Source organism: Flavobacterium crocinum, from assembly GCF_003122385.1.
GTDB classification, from domain to species: domain Bacteria; phylum Bacteroidota; class Bacteroidia; order Flavobacteriales; family Flavobacteriaceae; genus Flavobacterium; species Flavobacterium crocinum.
In genome coordinates, this window is record NZ_CP029255.1 from 1,183,977 (window position 1) to 1,204,642 (window position 20,666).

Genomic DNA, 20,666 nt, shown 5'->3' on the forward strand with positions numbered 1-20,666 from the left:
ATTTAATTATTCAGAAGCTTTTTTAATTTTTTCCAGCAGATATTCTTTTCCTACAATTTCAGAGCAGGTTATGACGGCTCCAACCGTAACTCCCAAGACACCATGCATGTTAATACTTTGTCCTGTAAGATACAGATTTTCCAGTTTAGTTTTCGTCGGAATTAAAGTTTTCATCGGATTATTAGAATCTTTAACATATCCATACATATTTCCGCCGTCTCCGCCAATATAATCGCGGTAAGAAAGCGGAGTAGAAGTATGAATCGATTGGATACAATCTCTAATTCCAGGGAATTTTTTTTCAATTTGCTCCAAAAGCTTTTCGGCTTTTTCAGCTTTGAAATCCTCGTAACTTTTTCCACGTTCGTTTTCTTCAAAAGTGGTATTGAAAGTGTTTTCCCAAGCTTTTACATCATCATATTTCATGTACGTCAAAAACGTCATTCCGTCTGCCCATTCTTCGTCTTTTTTGGACGGATTCATAGAAGCCATAAAAGTTTTCGGCCATGAATTATCATCATACTCATGAGCAGTCCAAACATCGTATGAACTTTTAAAATGATAATAATTATGATTGATGTATTTAAAAGTTCTAGGCTTAAAAACAATATAAAGACTAAAGGCAGAAAGAACACTTTCAAGACCTTGAATTCTATTGAAAAATGGCTTTCGGAAGTTTTCCTGACCGACCATTTTCAAAGTTGTTTTAGGCTCGATATTAGAAATAAAAAGCTTTCCTGAAACCTCGGTTCCGTCTTTTATTTGTACCGACTTTACCTTTTGATTCTCAACTTCGATTTTAGTAACTTCTTTATGTTTAAAGAATTCTCCTCCGTATTTTTTTAACTGTTTCAGAAGCTGTTTTGTAATCTGACTGCCTCCGTTAATACAACGCCACGAACTTTCGATATAAGAGTTTACAACAAGTGCGTGAACATAAAAGGGCGATTTATCCGGAATTCCGGCATACAGAAAATTAGAACCCGCCAAAACTGCTTTCAGTTTTTCGTTTGAAGTAAAAGAATCGATTGTCTCTTTCGCGTTAAGCGCTAAAATTTCATCATCATATTTTCCTTCCGATTCCAGATTATAAAGTGGAAAAGCTTTACATACCGACTTTATTTTTTGACAGTAATTTTCGAGATTTTCTTTTTCTTCGGGAAAATAAAAGGCTAATTGCTGAATGAAATTTTCAAACCCCTGCGCATGCGGATATTCAGTTTTATCGTCTTCAAAAGAAATAATATCAAAACCATTTTCATCTAATTTCTTCAGATTCAAATGATCCATTATTCCGATGTATTTGAAATATTGATGGAGATTTTGACCTTCGTCTAAACCACCGATATAATGAATTCCGGTATCGAAAATGGTTTTATCGCGAACAAAAGTCTGAAGATTGCCTCCGTATTGATTGTTTTTTTCGAGTACACAAACACTGTAGCCTTCTTTTGCCAGAATAACAGCAGAAACCAATCCGCCTAAACCGCTACCAATGATGACTACATCGTACTCTTTTTTCATTATTTTTTCTTTAAAATAACTAATGCATTTTCCTCAGAAACCATTTCAAAATTCTCAAACTGATAGTTTAAACCAGAACAATTCACTAAAATAATTAAAGAAGCAACAGGAGTTACTTTTTCAATTTCATCTTTATAACTTTCGTCAGAAATCAAAAGAACATCGTAATGATTTTCCAGCGATGATTCCAATTGATCTAAGTAAACTATTTTTCGCTTTGAAACAATGTAATTGGTTTTGGCCACCAATAATTTTTCTTCATCATTTATAAAAGAAACTATTTTACGCTGCGGTTCCTGCAAGGCTAATAAAACATCCAATTGTCCGTAATCATTTCCTAAATGCAGGATTTTTGCTTTTGGCTGAATGTGTTTATTTAAATTATAATAAACTTCAAGATTCTGTTTTAAATCTTTTTTGACGCTGTTTCCAATTTCGATTTCTTTATAATCATAACTATTAATCAACATGGTTTTGAAATAGTCCGGACCTTCAAGCTGTTCACGGACTTTACGATATTCGGTTTTAAAGAATGCACTTATCAATTTTGTTCTTTCGGTATAATTTGTTCCAAAAGAATCATTATCGGGTGCAATTCTTTCTAAAATTGTAACCGTTAATTTTCCGTGATGAATGACAAAATCGCCTTTCGGAATTAGTTCTGAAGCTCCATGAATTACGACAGGAATAATATCCAGATTGAATTCTTCTGCCAAGAAAAAAGCACCTTTATGGAATCTTTTCACCACATTATTTTCAGAACGTGTCCCTTCCGGAAATACCATTAAAGAATATCCTTGTTCTACTTTTTTTCGCAAATGTTCAACACCGCCCTCCAAACCTTCAGAAACGGGATAAAAACCGGCTTTTCTAACAACACCGCCAAAAATAGGAGAGTTGTAAACCCAGTCGCTTACCAGAAAAATAATTTTTGGACTTAACATTCCGATTGTCAGAATATCCAAAAATGAAGAATGATTGGCAATAATTACGGCTGGTTTCTCGAAAGTTTCATTGAAATTATTAATGACTCTTTTGCGAATAAACGGATTAGAGTACAATACTGATTTCATGAATTTTGAAATCACATATCGAAACGCTTTCATTTTTGCTTTTTTGCTGAAGGGCAAAATCGGCATAATGGTAAAACTGAAAATAGACATTACGATTCCGCCCAAACCATAATAAGCAAACGAAATTACACCATGAACAAAAGTTCGCAATTGAAAAGGCGGATTTCCTTTTTTGGGACGATTCGAAAGAAATACTTTGAACAGAATCGGATAAAAAATGAAAGTGATAATTAACGCTGCAAAGACTCCAATTAAGGAAACCAATGAAATAGAAGTAAGGGCGGGATGTTTGGCAAATATCATCGCACCAATTCCTAAGATTGTTGTAATTACTGCCAGAATAATTGAGGTTCTGTAAATCGCAATTTCGTTGACTCCGTTTGAATATTCTTTTTGTAAAGCACTGGTCATGAAAATACTGAAATCAACTCCGTGACCGAAAATTAAGGTACAGACAATCATACTGAAAATATTCATCTGAATGCCAAAAATACCCATAATGCCAGCCGTTACAATTCCCGTTAGAGCAATTGGAATACAACTGATGATGACCAATTCGATTCTTCGGAAAAAGAAAAATAAAATCAGAATTACAGCAACAAATGAATAATTGACAAGCGAATTAAAATCGGTTTTTAAAGTACTAAAAAACGTTTCGTTCATCTGCTGACGATCGATTGCCACTATATTTTCTTTTGCCGAAGCCGATTTTACAAAAGCGTCACGCTGTTCCGGCGCTACTTTTACTAATGTTGAAATCGTATAAAAACCATTTTTTTCTGTAATGAATTCTTGTAATTGTAAAGCTTTGATTTTTAAAAACTCGGAGGAAGAAACAGGTTTGAAATCAAAATTTAAATGATCAAAAAAGAGATTATAGGTTGTTGGCTTAAAGCCAAGTTTCGAACCCTCAGCAATCAATTCAGATTTTACGAATTGTTTTTTTTGTGAAGTCCAGAATGAATTCCATTTATTTATTTTTTCGATTTGCGCTTGCTGCGAAAGTACAATACCGCCAACCGAACTAAAGTTCAGAATTTTGTTCTGCTGTTTTTCTTTTGCTAAATCTCCAAAAAGTTGGCTGTTGTGCTGTAAAGCTTCTTCCATAGTTTTTCCGTAAGAAGCGACATAAATCGTTTTGGAAGTTAAACTGGTACTTTCTTCCAATTGTTTTTCGGCAGCTTTAATTTCTTTTGGAATAAAATTCAGCTGTGATAAATCATTATTAAAACCAACATCATTATAAGTAAAACAGCAGATAACGGTAATGATAACACAAAGTCCGATTAAGATTTTATTGTTATGAAAAGAAAAATGAGCCATTTTATCGATCATATTCTTTTTATGTTCTGCCGGATTTTCGTGTGGTTTGTATAAATGTGGAACAATTAAAAGCGAGAAAATTCCAGTTGCCATTACAATCACAGCAGCAAAAATTCCCAAATCATTCAGCGCATCCGATTTTACAAAAAGAAGACATAAAAATGCAACGGCAGTTGTAGAACTGCTCATAATTACGGGCATCGTAATGTCTTTGTATAATGTTTTTACATCGCTGTTATGTTTGTAATGCGTAAGAATATGAATAGAATAATCAATCGTGATTCCCAATAAAATAGAACCAATTCCAAGAGAAATCGCTGAGATTTGTTCTCTAACGAAATATAAAAATGCCACAGCAAATAATCCTCCGAATACCGTTGGTAGAAAAATAATCAACGGAATTAAAACTTTTCGATAGAATAAAATTAAAATCAGCATTAAAGTAAACATCGCAATGGATGTCGTCAAAATAATATCACCTTTAATCTGATTGGCATTGGCAACAGCAATTAAGGCAGAACCAAAATAACTGATGGAAGTTTTTCCTTTAAATTTCTGATTTAGATTTTCTTGAATTGATTGTAGTTTTTCTGCAAAAATGGTATTCTTTTCGGTTTCGCTTGACGGAATATTCGATGTAATAAAAAGCAGTAATTTCTTTTTATCCTTTGTCATTACAAAACCATTTTCCAGTGTAAAATCGTCACCAATATTTAGCTGCTGTAATTTTTTTAAAGCAATAAAAGAAATTCCAAAAGGATCCTGCAGAATAAAATCTTTGGTAACAAACCCGGATGGAGAAATAATCGATTTATAATTTCCTTGTACTGTCGCTGCAATGCTGTCTTTTTGCAGTTTTTGTTCAATGCTTTTATAATCTGCGTCATCCAGAAAAAGAGGCAGATTGTTGTAAACAAAATCAATGGTTTCCTGAATATTTTCTTCGTCAACTTTTCCCTGAATTCCGGTTACGTAAGGTTTGCAGGATTTGGAAACACTGTCTGAAAAAGCGGTTGCCATTTCTTTTAAATCCTCAGCAGATCCTTTTTTTTCGAGTTTAAAAATGACAGTGGTTTTATCGGCAAAATTGAGTTGTTTCAGCACTTTTGCCGTAACATCTGTTTTATCGTTTGTCGGGATAAGTTTGGTAATGTCTTCTTCAAATTTCAATCTTGAAGCGAAAAATCCAAAAACCAAAAGCATCAAAACAGCCAAAAAAACCGAGAGCGATTTTCTTCGGTTTACAAATAAATGAATGGCGTAAAAGTATTGATGCATGGTAATTTTATTTTTTTTTGCCACAGATTAAAAGGATTAAAGAGATTCTAATCTATGTCAGTTTGCCACGAATTTCACAAATTTCCGCAAATTAATTCGTGCTAATTTGTGAAATTCGTGGCGAAAAAATCTATTTAATCCTTTTAATCTGTGGCAAAACTTTATTTAATTGTCGTTTTGTTTTTTAGAACTAAAAGCGGTCAAAAGTAAATAACTTATAAGACCAACTGATAGTGCTGAAACGGTTGCTAAAATAAGACTTCCTACGATATATTGAGTAGCATTTTTTTGAATATCATCTAATGTTATTGAACTGTCTAAAACCAAAGGTGCATCAGCCGAAACAAAAAGGCTTCCGATTTTCAAAGAACCATAAATTATAAACGGAATAAAAGGGGGAAAGCTTACATTGGAAGTCAAAAATGCAATAACTTTATTGAGCCTGAACAAAGCAGCCAATGAAAAAAGCAATATGGTTTGAAATCCCCAAAACGGTGAAAGTCCAATAAAAATTCCCAAAGCAATCGCTGCCGATTTTTTAAAATTAGAATCGGAGCTTTCTAAAATATCTTCTAAAAAGAATTTTTTAAAACCTTTTTTTTTTGCCCGGCGAAAGAAATCGCGAGGTTTGATGTATAATAAAGCATTGGTTACCAAAACGGTATTTAAAATACTGATTCGGGTAAAATCCTGAAATGGACGAAAATGAGAAACTCTTTCAGCAGGATCATATAAAACCTGAATCGGAATGTTTTTAACCACAATTCCTTTCCATGCAGCGCGCACAATCACTTCGATTTCAAACTCAAATTTATTGGTATAAAAACGTTTTGGTAATAATCTTAAAGGATATAAACGAAATCCAGATTGTGTATCATCCAGCTTAATTCCGGTTTCGAATTTGAACCAAAAATTAGAAAATTTATTTCCAAAACTACTTTTCTTCGGAACATTTTCCTGCGTCATATTTCGGCTTCCAATCAAAAGTGCGTTTGGTTCATTTTGAATTTCTTCCAAAAAAATTGGAATATCAGCTGCGAAATGCTGCCCGTCAGAATCGATCGTAATCGCATATTCAAAATCCAATTCCAGCGCTTTTCTAAATCCATTTCTTAGCGCACGGCCTTTTCCTAAATTTTTAGGATGATGAATTTGCGTCAGCTGTGAAAATTTTTTTAGGATTTCGCTCGTCGAATCGGTCGAACCGTCGTTGACAATTATAACATTTGAGGTGAAATCTAAAATAGAATCCAGTACTTTTTTCAGTGTTTTTTGGTTATTATAAGTGGGTACAATAACGCAAAAGTTGGTCGAATTAAGTAATTCCTGCTGTGATTTCATGAGGTGTTTTTTGAGCTTACTTCACGAATTGTTTTTCTTTGGCAGAAAAACTTTTAGACTGCATAACGAAATCTTTTAAATACTCTTTTAAAGTAGCATTTTGTTCTGCATAATGTGCCGTAATAAATTTTTTATCCTCTTTGATATTTTTCTTGTAACCGGTTATTCCGGGAACATTTTCCTGAATACTAAGACGAATCATTCTGATTTCGATATTGTTTGGATCACTGTCAATAACCGATTCCAGGAGTTTTGCCCCTTCTTTGAAACGATCAATTTTATCGCCTAATTTTTTCTCAAATTTAGAATCCAGTAAAATAGAAGCTGCTTTGTAAGCCACTAAAATTTTATCATCGCTATTGGAAACACCCGATAGTTTTTCTACAAAATTTTTAGCATTAGTTTCTGATTTTGTAACATCCGTATACATTTTACGAATAGAGGCTAAATCTGGCGTTCCTGCAAAATTTACCCATAAAAGTAATGTCAGTAATAGTTTCATAATTATATTTTTTTGTACACATTGCTCAATTTCAGAGCAGTAGTGTCGTTAAAGTAAGTCGTGTTTTTCACTTTTACCAAACCGTCTTCAGTAGTTGTAATGTCAAGTTCTAAACGTAATTCCGGAGTTACCTCAGGATTAATAAGCGCCATGAATTTTACATTTGCCAAAGACTGAATCATCAACGAACTATTAGTAATCGATTCTGTAAGTTCTTTGATAATCTGAATCATGCAAACACCAGGCATAATAGGATTTCCAGGGAAATGCCCTTTAAAAACCTCATGTTTTTCATTGACTAAAATTGTAATATTATATTTTGAATCGGAGATTTTTTCTTCCGACAGAACTTTGTAAAAATCTTTTAAAATCATCTTTTTTATTTTCCAAATGTATAGGCAGCGCCTATTTGATAAACCATATTCGTATTTATATTAGCGCTTCCTGTTACGTCGTCATACGCATCTCTTGTGCCTTTTTTAATTCTCGCCTCCAATGCAATTCCTTTTGGAAGACTAAATCCAACTCCTCCAATAATTCCAAAGTCAATATCTTCTCCTTTTGAAATTGGTGCAAAAAAGGCATTCGATTTATCATATTTAAATTTGTCGCCAACCATAAAATCTATAAATGGACCAGCTAAGAAATAAATGTTTTCACTAACATTAAATTTGTTCATTGTTATAAATGACAAATATTGAACTGAAATATCAAGATTTCTATTTTCTGTAACCATTTCTGATTGACCATCAGGCAAAGTATTAAAATAGAAACCTTCTACAGAACCTTTTCCTCCTTGTCTTGAATATGTTATTTCAGGTTGTAAAGTATAAACTTTACCTAATTTTAAAGCTCCAAAACCACCAATATAAAAATCTGTTTTACTGTCTAAATCACTATCAGTTATTTTAGAAATATTAACTCCGGCTTGAATTCCTGGTTTAAAAGTTACTTGAGCTTGTGTTTTTACAAATGAAAAAAAAGTTAATGTGATGATAGCAAAAATTGATTTATTCATAATTTTATTTTGTTTTGAAAGTGTAACTAATCCCTAACTGCAAATTGATATTTGTGTTATAATCTCCAAACAAATAATAATTATTGGAGTCGTTTTGATAATAATCGCTACTCAAAACGTCAAGCAAGCCTTTTTTAAATCGGGCTTCAAATGTCAAACCTGATGGCAAAGCATACGCAACACCTAAAACCAAACCAAGATCATTTTGCGCTTTTCTAACAGCAAGATTATCATTTAACAAAATATCCAATGTTGGTCCAGCCTGAAACTGAATTCCCTGTGGCAAAGTAAACTTATTCATTAAAGAAAGCGACAAATAATTTATATCCAGATCCAGATGTTCTACTTTATTGGTTTGACTGCTTTCATCATAATAATTTCGCGCCACATTATTAGAACCTTGTCTGCTGTAATTAATTTCTGGCTGTAAAGAGTAAATTTTAGTAATCTTGATATCCGTAAAACCTCCGACATAAAAATCTGTTTTATAATCGGCATGCATTTCAGAAATAGTCGAAAAACTAAATCCTCCTCTTAAACCTGGTTGGACACTTATTTGGGCATGTATGCTTAATACTGTAAAAAAAACAATAATAAAAAGAACGTTTTTATTCATGGTTTTTACTTCGTTTTAAATTTATAGCTGATTCCAATTTGGAATACCTGATTTAAAATCGCATCATTAGTATAATATCCGTCGTTATCATAATAATCATAACCATAAATGTCTACCAATCCTTGTTTGATTCTCGCTTCGAAAGTTAACCCGTTTGGCAATGTATAGCCAACTCCTCCAACTATTGCAAAGTCAAAATCTTCCGGATTCGTATTGATGTAATTGTCACTAACTTTAAGATCCAATGAAGGGCCTCCTAAAATGTGAAAACCACCACCATTAAAATTAAACTTTGCTACCGCTCCAAGCGTTATATAATTTAGCTCGTACTTTTCAGAATAATAACGGCCGTTTTCAAAATATCTTCCTTCATCTCCTTGTCTGGAATAATTTATCTCTGGTTGAAGAGAGAAAAATTTATTAAATCTAATATCCACCAATCCACCAATATAAAAATCAGTTTTAGAGCTATTATCATCTATATTGGTTAAAGTGGAGATATTTAATCCGCCTCTTAACCCCGGACTAACTCTTACTTGTGCTTCTGAAGATTGAATTCCGAAGAACAAAACAAATGCAATTACTACAAAATTTCTCATTTCGAATTGATTTAAAGTTTATGATTAGTTTAATTTTCTATTCTGATTTAAAGTAATTCAGCTCAATTTTCAACTTAATATTCTGATGAATTATCTGAATCTTTTCAGCAAAAATATTGTTTTCTGAACTGAAAAACAGTGTAAATTTTTCTTTTGTTTTAGAAGCATGAACGATCTTTTCTAGTTTTTGATCTTTTTTAGAGACAAAAATATAGTTGTCGCGTTTGTCGTCTTTCGATTTATAAATTTCAGCTGACTCATTTTCAAACTGTTCCTGAATCGCATATTCCTTTTTTAAAAGCAGACGAAAATCTTCTTTTAAAGTGTTGATTAATATTTTTCGGTCTAATTCTGAAACGATGGAATTGACTTTAAAATCGGTTTCAGAAATTTCAAAATCCATTAATTTATTTCCGAATTCTGTAGTGAAAACAACACGATGTGTAGTATCGTTTATTTTCTTGGCAATGAAAATTCCGGATAACTCATTCCCGTAAACGCTGATATTAGTTTTATAAACATAATCGGTTTTTGAATCGGAGAAATAAGGAACCGTATAAGACGTTTGGTCTAATTTTTTAGGCGTATAGTTTTTTGTAACCGAACCGCAAGAGACGAATACAAGAGCTAAAACGAAATTAATTAGTAAAAACTGAATCGTCGATTTTTGCATTGATTACTTTATTTTTAAGTACAATTCGGGTATAATCTTCAGATGATTCTAATAATTTTACCTGAACTACAGTTGCTTCTTCTTTATCAAAAGTCAGTTCAATTTGTTTGATGTATTTTTTAAGCGTCGCATCTTTCGGAATAAACTTTGCCAGATTCTGACCTTTTACTTTGAAATATGAAATCGTAAATTCTTTATCGTCAAACATATTTCCGCTTACACTTCCTACAATTAATTTATTGATTCGGGCAAAGATTTTACTGTTGCCAATATCGACGGCGCTTTTCTTTCCTTCGTCGTTAATCAGAATTTTTCCGTTTTTAAAAGTAATGCTGTAATTGTATGGTTTTTTATACTGCCATTGTAAAAGTGCCGGTTCTTTAAAAACCATTTTTCCAGATGTTTCAATATCTTTCGAAAGAAAATCCAAATGTTTGTACTGAACAAAATCGGTACTTAAAGTTTTGATTTTTTTCGCCACCACATTTACATCTTCTTTAAATTGAGCAATTTCTGCAGTAGTCATTTTTTGCTCCTGAGCAAACAAACTGCCTGAGATAAAAAGAATTAGTAGAGCTATTTTAGTTTTCATAATTTTTAAAATTGTGCTTTGTTTTTTCGCCACGAATTGCACCAATTTTCGCGAATTTTTAATTTAATAAAATCCGTTTTTATCCGCGTCTTCGCGAAAGCGAATCTGTTTCATCCGCGTTCAATCTCCATAAGCTTTAAGATTCAAAAGTTCTTCGATTGATACGACCTGATAATTATTTTGTTGTAAAAATTGCAAAAACTGTTCCAAGACCAAAACAGAGTGTTCGCCTGTATCATGCAAAAGTACAATTCCGCCGGGAGAAACTCGTTTTGTAATTCGGTTTAAAATCAATTCCTGATTTTTTGTTCCTCCATCAAGCGAACGAATATTCCAGCCAATTGTTTTGTGTCCGGTAATTTTTAGCGCTCTTCTAATGGATGGCGTTGTAACTCCGTAAGGCGGACGAAAAAAGTTGATTTTTCTGGAAGTGAATTTTTCCAGCAGTTTATCTGTCTTACGAAGTTCTTTAGTTATTTTGTCTTCGTGATAAAAATCAAAAAACTTAGAATGACTGTAAGAATGATTTCCAACTAAATGACCTCCCTCGATTACTTTTTGAAGAATTTCGGGATATGTCTCGATATTTTTTCCAATGCAGAAAAAAGTGGCGCTGGCATTATATTTTTTCAAAAGTTCTAAAACTTCTAAAGTATAAGGGCTTGGACCATCATCAAAAGTAAGCGCAATTTTTTTCTCTGTTTCTAATGGATTATTACAATAGGCTTTTACATGATAATTAGAAGAAATTCTCGAAGAACCAACAGCATTTATTCCAATCCACAGCAAAACTACAGCCCAATAATACCAGATATTCATTGGCATAATAAAGTTCGCTAGAAACATTAAAAGCAATAAAAGGATAAAAAATATCGAGATGTTTTTATGCGTTATCATTTGGATAGTAACGTAAAACTATGATTTTTGCCGCTTAATTGATTGTACAATAAAATGGTGTTGTAAGCTGGTTTTGTAACCGAATTTACTTTTACGATTTCCGGAACTTCCTGTGTTTTTAAAATTTTAGAAGCCATCCAAAAAGCAAAAGCCGAAGCCGTATCGTATTCACCGCTCAAATGTTTGTAATATAAAACAGGAGTTTGGGCGAAAGCATTTTCGGCCAGATTTCTGTAATAATTTTCAAAATCTACATTTCCGTCAAAACCTAAAACTAAAGCGTCAATATCTGAAATCTCTAAATGATTCGATTTCAAAAACGATTTTATTTCAGTTTCAACTTCATTAACTTCCAGCGTATTGACAATGGCAACATCTAAAAGTTCAGCATAAGTATTGTCTTTTTTTTCGTTTTCTAAAACAAAAAAACTGGCGCCTTCACCATAAACAGCACCACTTGTTTTAGAAGTCAGAACATCATAAGGCGCAGTATTATCAGCTTTGATGCGTCCGTTTAATTTAAAAAGAGCGGTTGTATAATCTCCGTTTTCGTCAACACCTCCTACTAAAATGGAATTTGCTTCATCTTCTTCAATCTGCATTTTAGCATCAATCAAAGCCGATTCAAAAGAAACGGCACCGTTTACATATGTAAAATTATAACCCTTACATTGCTGTAAAAGTGCAATCTGAGCACCAACGGTATTATGAGTTGACTGAATAAAAGAAGTAGGAGTTAAAAATTCTTCTTTATTATCTAAAATACTTTTCAGGAATTTTTCAGAATCTTCGATGCAACCTAAACCTGTTCCGGTAATGATGGCATCAACATTTTCTACATTGGCATCTTTCATGGCTAAGGTCGAAGCTACGATTCCGTTTTTTACTCCTTTTGCCATTCTTCGGCTTGCTGCAGGCGAAATATATTCTTTGTATGCTGGCGTTACGATTGCCAGCACATTTTCATCGTGATTTACATTGGCTTCTTCCAAAAAAACGGTATCAAATGTTTTTTGAGTCGAAATACAGCCTACTCCATTTATATATGTTTTTTTTGTCATTAGCTTTTTGAAAATATAAGGGTTGAACAGTTTCCTCCAAATCCGAAAGAATTAGATAAAACGTGTTCAATATTTTTATTTATTAATGAAGTCTGCGGTGTCAAATCAAATTCTTCCATTTGCGTTTCAAAATTCAAATTCGGATAAACCACATTATTCTGAATAGACAATACGCTATAAACAGCTTCGATTGCCGCTGCAGCCGCCAATGTATGTCCGGTAAATGGTTTTGTAGAACTAAAATCAGGCACTTTTTTGTCTTCGTAAATTCTGCGTAAAGCTCTTCCTTCAGATAAATCGTTGTTTGGCGTTGCAGTTCCATGAACGTTGATATAGTCAATTTGAGAAGGTTGTAAACCTGAAACTTCAAAAGCTTTTTTCATTGCCAGATAAGCGCCGTCTCCGTTTTCAGAAGAAGCAGTTTGGTGATAAGCATCGTTTGCATTTCCATAACCTGAAACTCTTGCCAGCACTTTTTTATTTTGCTTTTCAACAATTTCATCCGATTCTAAAACTAAAAATGCTGCCGCTTCACCAAGGTTTAATCCTTTTCTGTTATTATCAAAAGGTTTGTTGTAATCATCAGATAAAATCATCAAAGTTTTAAATCCGTTAATGGTAAATTTGGATAAAGCATCGGCTCCGCCTACAATAACACGATCCAGTTTTCCGGTTTTGATTAATCTCGCGCCCAGCATAATCGAATTGGCTGCAGAAGAACAAGCGGTACTTATGGTCGAAACCATTCCTTTTAAACCTAATTCTTCCGCAATTTTTTCAGCAACATCGCCGCCGTCATGACAAGTAATGTATTTTACCAATTCCGGTTTTTCGAAATAATCGTAATAATGTTTCTCAGTCATGTCCATTCCACCCACGCTTGTAGCCGAAATAAGTCCTGTTCTAAATTCGTTAATAGAAGTTATGCCGGCATTTTCAACAGCTTGTTTTGCTGCCAAAGTACCGATCATAGCGGTTCTCGAAAAATTATTATCATCGTTTAATTCCAGTTCACCGATAAGATCTTCATTGGTTTTTTTGATTTCACCAACTTTGATTACATCTGCGTGAACAGTCGAAATATTTTGAATACGAGAAATGCCGATTTTGTTTTCGATTAAAGAAATATAGTTTTCCTCAACCGAATTACCAATCGCAGAAATAATTCCCATTCCCGTTATTGCAACACCTTTTGCCATTTTAGATTTTAGAGTTTTGATTTTAGATTGTAAATTAACTTTGCGTCTTCGCTCCTGATAGCTATCGGGATTGTGAGCATATTTCTCGCAATTAAGAAAAAAGCTTTATAATTTAATCTCGCAAAGTCGCTGAGTCGCTGAGTCGCTAAGCTTTTTTAGCAATCTTTGACAAAATTTCTGTCGATTATTTCGTTCTATTGGCGCTGATATACGCTGCCATAGTTTCGATTGACTGGAAAATAGTTTTTCCTTCTTTCGGATCTACTAATTTAATTCCGTAATCTTTATCTAAAATCACGATCAATTCAAGTGCATCAATTGAGTCTAAACCTAAACCATCTCCAAACAAAGGATCGTTATCAGCAATATCTTCTATTGCAATATCTTCAAGGTTTAGAGTCGTGATAATTTTGTTTTTCAATTCTTCTTTTAATGCTTCCATGCTTATTTATTGTATAATGTATTGATAGTTTCGTTTGTAAATTTTGTGTTTTCTTCCTTGCTGATGGTGCAAAGAAAAGCTTTATAATCTTCTTTAAAAAACTCTATCCAGCCGCACAAAACTTTATCTGCCTTATTCGTATTTAAAAGAATATCCGAATAATTCGACATAAATTCTGTGTTAAAGGTGTCAAATATAAAGAAAGAATTTTCACTTTTCAGCTGATGGCGTATACTTATTTCACCCAGACAAATATTTGGTAGCGTATAAACAAAAACCGCCGGACTTGGAAAATAGTTTTCTTTGTCTGAAATCGATTCCTGATATTTTACGTCCGTATCTAAACTGGATGATTTATTGGCCAAAACCAAAGCGATATTATTTTCTTCTTCTGTAGAAGTTATGGGACTCAAAAGCAATTCTGATCCTAAAAAAGCCAGTTTGCTCAAAGCATCCATTTTGAAAAACTTTGGATACTGCATTTCAAAATTACGATAGGCTTGTTTAGAAAAATCGGCAAAATCGGTTGGTTCTATTTTGAAAACAGAAGTTCCGTTCAAAACAATTTCGTTGTTTTGGATTGTGATGTAGGATTGTATGTAGGTTTTGTTTTGAGTCATTTTGCCAAATCAGTCACTAATTTATTCGTTTAATAATTCCAGTTATACGTGTTCGATCTAATAAATTACTTTTATAAACATAGCTTCCATCTTCAAGAATTTCGATGATTTCGACATAGATTTTTTCACCAATTAAGTATTCTAAATTTTTATCACTTACTTCAAAATAAGTGAGCACATAATTATTATCGTTTATCCAATCGATTTTGTATTTTGAAAAGCCATTCTGATTTTTTTCTACTTGAAATTTTTCGTCTCTTTCTATAATTATATCAGAATAGGCACCATCATTATATTTAAATATGCCATTTTTGAATTCTTTACATTTTGAAATTTTGGATTCTTCAAGTTTTTTATTTTCAAATCTTGCATTGATAAATCTAAATATAAAGTCATAACAATTGTTTCTTAATTTACTATCAGGATAATATTCGATTCCTTTTCTATAAGCAACAACTTGAGCAATATTTTCTTGGTTTTTGTAAGTTGTTTTTTCTGGAATTATTATAACAGAACTTGTTTTACCAAGATTATCAACACAAAAATTTACTGTCAATAATTCTATAGAATTAACATCATTAACGAAAAATTCATCTTGTATTTGTGCACTAATATTTAAATAAAAAAACAAAAAGAGAAAATTAATTATTTTCATTTTCAATTATGAATTAAATTTCACTTTCTCAAAAACCACAGCCGTATTACAACCTCCAAATCCAGAAGCTGTTTTCAAAAAATATTCAATATTTGCGTCTTGATTTTTCTCAATCACATTGATAGCTTCACTAACCCCAATCTCATCAAAACCTTTCGATTCAAAAAGTGTATTTTGATTGGCAGATTCTATCGCAATTACAGTTTCCAATAATCCTGAAGCACCTAAGGTATGACCGTAAAATCCTTTTAAACTATTTACAGGAACATTCTGTAATCCTAAACGATTTAAAGCAATGGCTTCCATTTCGTCATTATATGGCGTTGCGGTTCCGTGCGCTGAAATATAATCTAATTTATTGGCTTCAATCTGCGCTTCTTTTAAAGCATTCTGAATACTTCTGAACAAACCTTCGCCTGTTCTCGACGGTCCAGAAATATGATTGGCATCGTTTATAGAACTGTCGCCAATTACTTTTATTTTAGCGTTTTTGGCTTCCGCCGAAACTAAAACAGCAGCGGTTGCTTCGCCTAAACTTACTCCGGTTCTGTTTTTAGAATACGGTTTACAAGGCAGTTCACTCATCGCTTGAAAAGCATTAAAACCTGATAAAACAAATTCTGAAACTTCGTCTCCAGCGACTACAAAAACATTGTCGTACAATTTAGACTGAATCATTCTTTTGGCAACAGAAACGGCTAAAATTCCGGAAACACAAGCATTTGAAACCACAATGGGCTGTGTTTGAAATCCAAAGAAATCGGCAACGTTTTTAGCTAAAACATCTAAATGCGCATTGTTGAAACTTTCTTCAGAGTCATCTGCTAAAGCCGAAACATTTCCTTTTGTGGTAGAAAGTATAAAAGCGGTTTTGGAATTTAATTCAATTCCAGAATTTTTGATAATTGGCTCTAAAGCCAAAATCATCATTTTCTCTAAACGAGAATATTTGGTTGCACTGTTTATTTTAGCAAAAGCACTGTTTATTTTTTCATTAGAAATAATCGAAGCATAAAATGAATTCGGCATTAAAGAAATATCACTATGAAGCTGAATGCCAGAATCGCCTCGAAGAATTGCTTCGACGTTTGATTCAACATCAAAACCTAAAGGTGTGATGCAATTGGTTTCTGTAATGTATATTTCTCTTAACATTTTATGATTCTCAATTTCTCCTGCAAGGTTTCCAAAACCTTGTAGGTATGTTTTTATTTAAAAGCGTTATCTTCAAAAATGGTTTCACGCAGATTTAGTTTCACGCAGATTTGTGTCAATCTTAATTATTTATACCTACAAGGTTTTGGAAACCTTGCAGGAAAGAAAACTATTTCAACAACCCAACTTTCTTTTTCCATTCCTCATAAAAAGGAGGATTCGTCAGCATTAAATTTCCTGCTGCATCTAAAAAAACCTGAGTTGTTTCGCCTGTGCAGGCTACTTCTCCTTTATCGTCAATAATTTTAAAACGATAAATCATTTTGGCTGCTGGCGTATCTACAACCGTTGTTTCAATTGTTACCACATCGCCGTAACGCAATGACAATTTATGTTCGCAGGTTGATTTTACAATTGGTGTTGTATAACCTGTTGCTGCAATATCTAAATAAGTAAGACCATGTTCGCGTCCAAAAGCTTCACGACCATCTTCGAAATAGGTAATATAATTGCCATGCCAAACGATTCCAAGCGGATCAGTTTCGTTAAAACGAATTCTGATTTCGTGGGAAACGGTCAGGTTTGTGGCTTCTTTAAACTGCTCTTTTCTTTTGATCATAAAATAATGCGATGGCTGATGTGAGAATGAAAAACAAAAAGGATAAACTTATTTCCGGTATAATTTCCAGTAATGAAACGTTACGTAACAAAACGTCGTAAAAAGCTTCTAATCCCCAGTTCATTGGAGACGATTTGGCAATGATTTGCATGATATTCGGCATGGCAAAAACAGGAACCCAAATACCGCCGATTGCAGCTAAAATAATTACGCTAGTTGCACCAAAAGGAGCCGATTGTTCCTGTGTACTTGCAACTGTTCCCAATAAAATTCCAAATCCGATTGCAGCAAAACCTGAAAATAAGGCAACAACACTCATTAAAAATAAATGTCCTTCGATATTTAAAGAAGGCAATCCTATGGACGGAAATAAGAATACGGCAACGGCAACCATCATATAAAACTGAATCATACAAATGACAGAATAGGTAATCGTTTTACCGATAATTACCACTACATTAGAGACCGGATTGGTTCTTAACCGCACAAAAGTTCCCTGTGATTTTTCTTTTACGATATTAATAGATAACGGAATCACGATAAAAAATATCGCAAAAAGTGTCCAGGCGGGAACGTTATGCTGTACCGAATTTGGACGAACTTCTTTATTATTTATTGTGGGAATTATTTCTTTGAAAGTAATGAAACTTTTCTGTTCAAAATCTGCGTTTCCTTCACCTAATTGATTCTGAAAAGTAGTGTAAATCGATTTGGTTTCAATTTGCGAAATCATTTTGTCGATAGAACTCATGACTGCATTTTTGAAACTCATCTGGACCGCAGGATCAAAATAAAGTTTTACTTCTTTTTCTTTTATTATTTTTTGAGGCTCAGCGGTTGAAGTGCTATCTGTCATGCCTAAACTGCTGACAATTTTTTCAACGTTTTGGTCAACTTTAGCCTGTAAATCTGTACTTAAGTTTTTCGGAATTACAATAGCCATCTGATATTTCCCTTTATGAACATTTTCACGGGCAATATCTTCTGTAACCGCCTTGTTGTCGATTTGCGTTACAACACTGAATAAATTACTTTTTTCCAGATTCTCAAAAACGGTTTTTGAAACAGAACCTTTATCATTGTCAACCAATAAAATCGGAATTTTAGAATCGCTTACGGTTTTAAAAGTACTGTCCTGAATTAAAGTCACGGTAATTACCAAAACCAAAGGCATTACAAACAGAATAATCAAACCGCCTAAATCACGTTTAAGCAGTAAAAATTCTTTCACAACCGACATCCAAATTTTATATAGCATCTCTCAAAGCTTTACCAGTTAATGAAATAAAAACATCTTCGAGATTTCGGGCATCTTCAACAGAAGCAATTAAACTGGAAGGCGTTCCTTTAGTAAAAATTTGTCCTTGATCGATGATGGCAATATTGCTGCAGAAATCTTCGGCTTCAGCCAAATGATGAGAAGTATAAATAATGCTTGTCCCGTTTTGGTTCAATACTTTTAAATAATCGATAATTGCATTTTTTGACTGAACGTCAACGCCAACGGTTGGTTCGTCTAAGAATAAAACTTTTGGATTGTGGAGAATTCCTGCAATAAGGTTGACACGGCGTTTCATTCCGCCTGAAAAAGTCTGAACTTGTTTATCGGCAAATTTTAAAAGTCCTAAAAGATCCAAAGTTTCAATTACTTTGTCTTTTAGATCAGAACCTTTTAATCCGTACATGCTTCCAAAATAAAGCAAATTTTCTCTGGCCGTAAGAGTAGGATATAAGGCATATTCCTGAGGAACAACGCCAATAATTTTTTTAATTTTTGAAGAATGATGCTGATAGTCTAAACCATCAATCGTGAAATGTCCCGAGGTTGGTTTTATTAATCCGCAGAGCATGGAGATTAAGGTTGTTTTTCCGGCTCCGTTTGGACCAAGTAACCCGAAAATCTGTCCTTCAGTTATATCCAGCGAAACGTTGTTCAAAGAATACATTTCTGCATTTTTGTACTTTTTCGACAGGGATTCTATTTTAATTATGGACTGCAAAATATAGTTTTAGCTGATCGCTTTTTTTAATTTTTTGAAAAAGATTTCTTCTCTGTTGGCAATGTCCAAAAGTTCATCGGCAATAGTGTTGTAAGCGTTTTCTTTGGCACTTCTGTTTTTATAAATTCGCGAAGCTTCAACAGCAAAATCTCGCCATGAATCGCCAATTTTTGTCATTTCTTTCGAAAGTTCTTTCAATTCTTCATTATTCAAAATAACGGAAGCTTCCTGTAAAAAGGCGGCATAAATAAAACGGAAACCACCGCCTCCGGTTCCAATTTCTTCCTGCATACGAACCATTTGCGCCAGATAATGATTGGCTTTTTTTGTTCCGTGTTTTATCGGCCATTTTCTAATTTGTTTTGAAACAAATTTAATTCCTCGAACACCCACAATTGGCATTGGCGCCAGCATGTCTCTGCAGGTATTTTTTATTCCTTTAATAATCGCACTTTTTAAATCGACATTAGCAGGAACTTGAATTGGATAATACATTTGGCCGCGCGGTGCAAAAGCTCCTTTGGCAAAACGAACTTTATCCAGTTCTTCGTGCGTTAAAGTCGTAACGGTTTCCATTACAGGATCACTCACTAAATAATCTGTATCGGTTTTGCCGTAAACGACTAAATTATGTGCGTTGAAATGGAAACGATATTCATCCGGAAAATAACTTAAGTTGTAAACTCCAACTTGTAATCCGGTTGGAATATTATTTTTTAAATTTTCATCTAAAGCTTTGTTTGCGTTTGAAACAGAAGAAAATTTTTGTCTTTTTATTTTTAAATTTAAACGTGTGGCTACTTTATTAAAAATCTGTCCAGGCAAAGTTCTGTAACTAATCGCTGGTGCATAATTCACTTTGATAAAAGGCAGATATACAAAAAATAATCCTGAGCCAATACCAAAAACCATCGGTTCGCTGATGTTTAGTCCGCTGTTTTTTAGCAGATTTGACGCTACTCCATTCTCGCAATGAGCAGACTGATGATGTGTGAAAGTTAATTCCATTTATTGGGTAATGCTGTTTTTTAATTCTTCAATTGATACTTCAAAAGTATCAGCATATTTCTGCAAAATTTTATTGCTTAATGTTGCAAAAACGCTGGGTTTAAAATGTCTTTTTACGCGCCATTTCCAGAATCCGACATAGCTGGATAAAATAGTAAGATCCATTTTATTGACTTCCATAAAATACACAATCGGACTTACTTCGCCATTTAAAACCTGTTGTTTTGCATCGGCAATGCGTTCGTTTATTTCATCGATTGAATTCGAAAGTGCGATTGTTTTTGGTTCCCAGCCTGTGCTTAAGGTTGTGGTATAATCGCCGTTTTCATCAGTCGCATATAAAAGCTCTTTTACGTTATTTTTCGTTAAGTTACTTGCGTCTTGTGGTACTTTATCTTTTTCCATTTTGCTAATTTAATTCATTAGAAACATATAGATTGCAACTATACATAAACTAATTATTAAAAATCC

The 20,666-nt window shown here is 33.4% G+C and carries 22 protein-coding genes; all 22 read right to left on the reverse strand.

The annotated features are described in order from the left end of the window. Positions 1–6: 6 nt before the first annotated feature. Positions 7–1,524, reverse strand: a complete 1,518-nt coding sequence (locus HYN56_RS05495) for a phytoene desaturase family protein (protein WP_109191266.1) — start codon at positions 1,522–1,524, stop codon at positions 7–9. After that, positions 1,524–5,198 carry a 1-acyl-sn-glycerol-3-phosphate acyltransferase gene (locus tag HYN56_RS05500; protein ID WP_109194731.1) on the reverse strand — a complete coding sequence of 1,225 codons (3,675 nt, stop codon included), beginning with the start codon at positions 5,196–5,198 and terminating at the stop codon, positions 1,524–1,526. Before HYN56_RS05500 ends, HYN56_RS05495 begins: the two co-directional genes overlap by 1 nt. A 165-nt stretch (positions 5,199–5,363) precedes the next feature. Then, complete coding sequence (locus tag HYN56_RS05505; RefSeq protein ID WP_109191267.1) at positions 5,364–6,539, reverse strand: DUF2062 domain-containing protein; 1,176 nt, start codon at positions 6,537–6,539, stop codon at positions 5,364–5,366. Between the two features lie 16 nt (positions 6,540–6,555). Continuing rightward, the gene (locus HYN56_RS05510; protein ID WP_109191268.1) at positions 6,556–7,041 is read right to left on the reverse strand and encodes a hypothetical protein; all 486 of its coding nucleotides are present in this window, start codon (positions 7,039–7,041) and stop codon (positions 6,556–6,558) included. 2 nt (positions 7,042–7,043) lie between these two features. Further along, positions 7,044–7,415: a hotdog family protein gene (locus tag HYN56_RS05515; protein ID WP_109191269.1), complete on the reverse strand. Its 372-nt coding sequence runs from the start codon at positions 7,413–7,415 to the stop codon at positions 7,044–7,046. A 5-nt stretch (positions 7,416–7,420) separates the two neighbouring features. Then, positions 7,421–8,059, reverse strand: a complete 639-nt coding sequence (locus HYN56_RS05520) for an outer membrane beta-barrel protein (protein ID WP_109191270.1) — start codon at positions 8,057–8,059, stop codon at positions 7,421–7,423. 4 nt (positions 8,060–8,063) lie between these two features. Next, positions 8,064–8,675 carry an outer membrane beta-barrel protein gene (locus tag HYN56_RS05525; RefSeq protein WP_109191271.1) on the reverse strand — a complete coding sequence of 204 codons (612 nt, stop codon included), beginning with the start codon at positions 8,673–8,675 and terminating at the stop codon, positions 8,064–8,066. Between the two features lie 5 nt (positions 8,676–8,680). Further along, positions 8,681–9,274: a porin family protein gene (locus HYN56_RS05530; protein WP_109191272.1), complete on the reverse strand. Its 594-nt coding sequence runs from the start codon at positions 9,272–9,274 to the stop codon at positions 8,681–8,683. A 37-nt stretch (positions 9,275–9,311) separates the two neighbouring features. Continuing rightward, positions 9,312–9,947, reverse strand: a complete 636-nt coding sequence (locus tag HYN56_RS05535) for a hypothetical protein (protein WP_109191273.1) — start codon at positions 9,945–9,947, stop codon at positions 9,312–9,314. Further along, positions 9,913–10,539 carry an outer membrane lipoprotein carrier protein LolA gene (locus HYN56_RS05540; protein ID WP_109194732.1) on the reverse strand — a complete coding sequence of 209 codons (627 nt, stop codon included), beginning with the start codon at positions 10,537–10,539 and terminating at the stop codon, positions 9,913–9,915. Before HYN56_RS05540 ends, HYN56_RS05535 begins: the two co-directional genes overlap by 35 nt. 120 nt (positions 10,540–10,659) lie before the next feature. Further along, positions 10,660–11,358 carry a polysaccharide deacetylase family protein gene (locus tag HYN56_RS05545; RefSeq protein WP_240622659.1) on the reverse strand — a complete coding sequence of 233 codons (699 nt, stop codon included), beginning with the start codon at positions 11,356–11,358 and terminating at the stop codon, positions 10,660–10,662. Between the two features lie 74 nt (positions 11,359–11,432). Next, the gene (locus HYN56_RS05550) at positions 11,433–12,497 is read right to left on the reverse strand and encodes a beta-ketoacyl synthase N-terminal-like domain-containing protein (RefSeq protein WP_109191275.1); all 1,065 of its coding nucleotides are present in this window, start codon (positions 12,495–12,497) and stop codon (positions 11,433–11,435) included. After that, complete coding sequence (locus HYN56_RS05555; protein WP_109191276.1) at positions 12,497–13,696, reverse strand: beta-ketoacyl-[acyl-carrier-protein] synthase family protein; 1,200 nt, start codon at positions 13,694–13,696, stop codon at positions 12,497–12,499. The genes HYN56_RS05550 and HYN56_RS05555 overlap by 1 nt, the downstream gene beginning before the upstream one ends. A 184-nt stretch (positions 13,697–13,880) precedes the next feature. Further along, on the reverse strand, positions 13,881–14,138 hold the full coding sequence (locus tag HYN56_RS05560; protein WP_017496902.1) for a phosphopantetheine-binding protein: 258 nt from the start codon (positions 14,136–14,138) through the stop codon (positions 13,881–13,883). 2 nt (positions 14,139–14,140) lie between these two features. Then, a complete protein-coding gene (locus tag HYN56_RS05565) occupies positions 14,141–14,758 on the reverse strand; it encodes a 3-oxoacyl-ACP synthase (protein ID WP_109191277.1) in 618 nt (205 codons plus the stop codon). Between the two features lie 16 nt (positions 14,759–14,774). Further along, positions 14,775–15,413 (reverse strand): hypothetical protein, encoded by a 639-nt coding sequence (locus HYN56_RS05570; RefSeq protein WP_109191278.1) that lies wholly within the window; start codon positions 15,411–15,413, stop codon positions 14,775–14,777. A gap of 6 nt (positions 15,414–15,419) precedes the next feature. Continuing rightward, positions 15,420–16,568, reverse strand: coding sequence for a beta-ketoacyl synthase N-terminal-like domain-containing protein (locus tag HYN56_RS05575; protein WP_109191279.1), 1,149 nt, complete (start codon positions 16,566–16,568; stop codon positions 15,420–15,422). Between the two features lie 169 nt (positions 16,569–16,737). Next, the gene (locus HYN56_RS05580) at positions 16,738–17,187 is read right to left on the reverse strand and encodes an acyl-CoA thioesterase (protein WP_109191280.1); all 450 of its coding nucleotides are present in this window, start codon (positions 17,185–17,187) and stop codon (positions 16,738–16,740) included. After that, positions 17,162–18,445, reverse strand: a complete 1,284-nt coding sequence (locus tag HYN56_RS05585) for an ABC transporter permease (protein ID WP_167398277.1) — start codon at positions 18,443–18,445, stop codon at positions 17,162–17,164. The genes HYN56_RS05580 and HYN56_RS05585 overlap by 26 nt, the downstream gene beginning before the upstream one ends. After that, positions 18,435–19,133 (reverse strand): ABC transporter ATP-binding protein, encoded by a 699-nt coding sequence (locus HYN56_RS05590; RefSeq protein ID WP_167398278.1) that lies wholly within the window; start codon positions 19,131–19,133, stop codon positions 18,435–18,437. Before HYN56_RS05590 ends, HYN56_RS05585 begins: the two co-directional genes overlap by 11 nt. 63 nt (positions 19,134–19,196) lie before the next feature. Next, positions 19,197–20,195 carry a BtrH N-terminal domain-containing protein gene (locus HYN56_RS05595; protein WP_109191282.1) on the reverse strand — a complete coding sequence of 333 codons (999 nt, stop codon included), beginning with the start codon at positions 20,193–20,195 and terminating at the stop codon, positions 19,197–19,199. Beyond that, entirely contained in the window at positions 20,196–20,600 is a 405-nt protein-coding gene (locus HYN56_RS05600) for a hypothetical protein (protein ID WP_109191283.1), read from the reverse strand. Positions 20,601–20,666 lie beyond the last annotated feature (66 nt).